This is a genomic window from Seleniivibrio woodruffii (genome assembly GCF_004339245.1).
GTDB lineage: Bacteria > Chrysiogenota > Deferribacteres > Deferribacterales > Geovibrionaceae > Seleniivibrio > Seleniivibrio woodruffii.
The window spans coordinates 1-3,976 of record NZ_SMGG01000001.1; the positions used below are offsets into that span (position 1 = coordinate 1).

2 protein-coding genes are annotated in these 3,976 nt (G+C 51.3%); both read left to right on the plus strand.

Annotated features, from left to right (window positions below; genetic code table 11):
* The first annotated feature begins 143 nt into the window (after positions 1-143).
* A complete protein-coding gene (locus C8D98_RS00005) occupies positions 144-2,972 on the plus strand; it encodes a molybdopterin-dependent oxidoreductase (RefSeq protein WP_132870856.1) in 2,829 nt (942 codons plus the stop codon).
* Between the two features lie 14 nt (positions 2,973-2,986).
* Positions 2,987-3,607, plus strand: a complete 621-nt coding sequence (locus C8D98_RS00010) for a 4Fe-4S dicluster domain-containing protein (RefSeq protein ID WP_132870858.1) — start codon at positions 2,987-2,989, stop codon at positions 3,605-3,607.
* Positions 3,608-3,976: the final 369 nt, after the last annotated feature.

Genomic DNA, 3,976 nt, shown 5'->3' on the forward strand with positions numbered 1-3,976 from the left:
TCCAGCCACCGACCGGGCTGGCGTGAGCCTCTTAACCGTCACTGCACCACAGGCTGTCACTTCCCTGTACAGGAGACAACCTGCTTTACATGCCATAAGACAGCGCATGCACCAAATCAGTACAGCAAATAGGGAGTTAAACAATGAGCTTTAAAGAGAAACTTCTGAACAGCACATCCTTCACCCGCCGTACGTTCCTTAAGGGAGCGAGCGTGGCGGGAGCTACAGCCGCCCTTTATGGTTGCGGCGGCGGAGGCGGCGGCAAGACATACATGGAAGAGGACACCACAGTTGAGGTTCCCAAGATAACAGAAAGAGCTGTTATGGGATCAACACCTCACAACTGCGGCGGCCGCTGTTCCAGCAAATATTACATCAAGGACGGCGTTGTAAAGCGTATCGTCACAGATGAAAACCCCGACAATAACTCACTGGGTACGACTGCAAACGATCCCCAGAGACGTTCCTGCGTAAGATGCCGCTCCAGAAAGCAGTGGTTCTACCGTCAGGACAGACTTCTGTATCCTCTGAAGCAGACAGGAAACAGAGGCGACGTTAACGGTTTCGTAAGAATCTCATGGGAGCAGGCCTTCACAGAGATCGGACAGAAACTTAAGAGTATCGTTGACACTCACGGCGCACGTTCACTTCACGCAATTTACGGTTCCGGTGACTCAACCGGATGGGCCGGAGCATCCGTGGGCAGACTTTTCAACATGCTCGGCGGTTCACTGCCCTACAGAGACGACTACTCATGGCCGGCTCTTGACCACGTTGCAACATTTACCGAAGGCGCAGGATATATCCCCGAAGGAAACAGCAGAGGCGACATTGTCAACGCTGAACACGTTTTCCTCTGGTCATACAACGGCCACGAGGCAATCTGGGGAACACAGTCCGGCTGGTATCTGACTCAGGCTAAAGAGCGCGGCATTCCTATGACCGCAATCGACACCAGAGTTTCAAAAACAGCTGCAACAGTTGCTGATGAGCTTGTAACACTCGCTCCCACAACAGATGCCGCTCTTATCCTCGGTATGATGCATCACCTGCTTACCACAAGAAATGTTGACCTTGACGTAGCGTTCATCAAATCTCACCTTCACGGTTTCTTTGATGATCCCGCTGCAACATCATATCAGGCATCAGTTGCCGCAGGAACATACGTTGTTCCCAACGGCGCATCTCTTTCCGCATATGTAATGGGTAACGTTCAGCACGCTGAAAACGGCGCAGCATCTATCTATCCCAACACTATCGGATATAACGTAAACACTTCCGGCCCCATGACAGATCCTCTTGCCGGAAAACGTGCACCTATTTACGGTCAGATTCCTAAAACTCCCGAGTGGGCATCAGCCATCACAGGCGTTCCCGCTGCGAAAATACGTGAAATGGCCGACACTCTTCTGGATAAGAAATGTACTATCTGGAACGGTTCAGGCTTCCAGCGTCACTCAGAGTCCGAGCAGGCAGTATGGCTGCTCAGAGTTCTTTCTGTAATCACAAAGAACTTCGGAGCACCCGGATGCAGCTACGGCATGCAGCCCTGGAGCTGGGTATCCGGCCCCGCAAACGGTATGGGTCTTTCCAACCCCGTTTCAGCTGCAATGACACCTGTGCTGTATGACGCAACAGAGATGACCACAACAGCTTTCTATGCAAACGATACTAAGAACACAATTCCCGTGTTCATCTGGCTTGACGCTGTTGAAAACGGCGGAACCGGAACATCACGCTGGAACGACGGACAGGTAAAGGCTCTGCAGAAAGGTATCAAATGTATCTTCAACTTCTCCGGTAACGTTCTTGCGAACCAGTCCGGCGACGTAAACCTTTCCAAATCCATTCTGTCTGACAAGACAAAATGCGAATTGCTGGTAACTTGCGACCACTTCATGACCTCTTCGGCTATGATGTGTGACTATGTTCTTCCCGGCACAATGCAGATGGAAAAACCCGGCGCTTCAACCGGCTGGTTCAGCGAAGAGGTTCTTTGCGTTCCTCAGGTTCTCGAAGCTCCCGGCGAAGTCAGATCTGAATATGACATCTGCGCCGGTATCGCAGGCTCACTTGGTCTTGAAGCTCAGTACAGAGACGGCAAGACAATGGAAGACAGACTTGCGGCCGGATGGGCTGCGGGTGTAACTGCCGGCAGATACAACATCAGCTATGACGAGTTTAAAGAGAAGGGTATCTGGAAAGGCAACCTGCCTATAACCATCAAATATCAGTCGTTCAGGAACAACCCTGCGGCTAACCCCCTCAGCACACCCTCAGGTAAATTTGAGGCCTATGCTCAGTGGATGATGGAAGACTATCAGGCACGTCACTACAACAACATCGATCCTTTCGGTACTCTTGAGAACGGCGGTCTGATAAGGGATGCAAAACGTCCCGCAGGCTCAAACGCTATGAGATTCGTATACCCCATCCCCATGTATATCCCCTCTGTTGAAGGACGTCATGCGGACGGAAGCCACCCCGACCTTACAAACAGAGAGGCGGCAGGCTACACCTATACGCTGCACACATGGCACGTTATGTATCGTTCACACTCAACTCTGAACAGCGTTGCGTACCTGAACGAGAACTTTAAACAAGATATCCACGGTAACCCCGCATTCCTTCCCGAAACCAGAAAAGCCGCTAACAACGGCGCTGTGAAGACATGGGAAGACGGTGTGTATGAACCCGTGTGGATCAACCCGATCGATGCAAGCGCACTTGGTCTGACAACAGGCGACAGAGTGCTCATCGAAAACGACAGAGGCAAGATATACGCTTCTACTGTTGTGACCAACCGTGTTCCTGCGCAGGTTCTCTGCATCGGACAGGGCTCATGGCACAGCAAAGAAGGCGGTGTGGACGTGGGCGGATGCGCCAACACACTGACCCACGCACGTCCCTCAAGGATATGCCAGGGTATGACACTTGCTAACGACTGCCGTGTGAAGATCACTAAGGCTTAACAGGGAGGACTCAAATGGCTGTTAAACAGATGGCATTTTACTTTGATCAGAATAGATGCATGGGCTGTCACGCCTGCGTGGTGGCATGCAAAGACTGGAACGACGTTAAGCCCGGCGAGGCAAGATGGAGAAGACTTTCAGACACGGAAGTCGGCACGTTCCCTGATGTTAAGGTTTTCAACCTCGTAGTATCCTGCAACCATTGCGCAAATCCTGCATGTACAGCGGCTTGCCCCGTGGGAGCTATCTATAAGCGTGCGGAAGACGGTATCGTTATCGTCAACCGTGACCTCTGCCAGTCCATCAAGGCTTGTGCTGTTGCGTGTCCTTATGGTGCACCTCAGTTTGCCGACGATGCAAGCGAACCTGTAAAACAGGCAAGCTGGGCAGTGGCTCACCCCATGCAGAAATGTACAATGTGCTGGGACAGACAGGCAGAAGGCCTTCAGCCTTCATGCGTAGCATCCTGTCCTCAGCGTGCGCTTGATTTCGGCACAGCCGAGGCCATCGCGGCGAAATATCCCACAGCAGTTCGCACTGTTGTAGGCTTCCCGCAGACAGATAAGGACTCCAACGGCAACACGCTGGCATCCGGCGACACCGTACCTTCGATCTTCTTCAAACCGAAGGCATAAACGTCACTTAAGATCAGGCGGAGGATATTTCCTCCGCCTTTTTTTTGTCTATATTTCAGCTATAGAAAATTTCGATATCAATTATAATTTCTTAACTTTCTTAACCATTCCTTAACTTGCTTGGTGGTAATGACCTGAATATCAAGATAAACGCTGTATTTTTTGTACATTTGTTTTGTATTGATTAAATCACCTACAAGGAGGAACCATGCGACATTTGTTGAGCAGTCTGTTTATAACAGTCCTTCTGCTTGGCTCGGTCGGTGTTGCCAGCGCCTTTGAGGCGGACGGCTACACAACCCCCGACAACTGGTCCATGCAGACGACTCCCGGTCAGTTCAAACAGAGCATGACAGGAGTAGGGCTGAC

Bases quoted from the DNA above. Each gene is read 5' to 3' on its own strand.
- C8D98_RS00010 (WP_132870858.1), top strand. From the start codon at position 2,987: ATGGCTGTTAAACAGATGGCATTTTACTTTGATCAGAATAGATGCATG.
- C8D98_RS00005 (WP_132870856.1), top strand. From the start codon at position 144: ATGAGCTTTAAAGAGAAACTTCTGAACAGCACATCCTTCACCCGCCGT.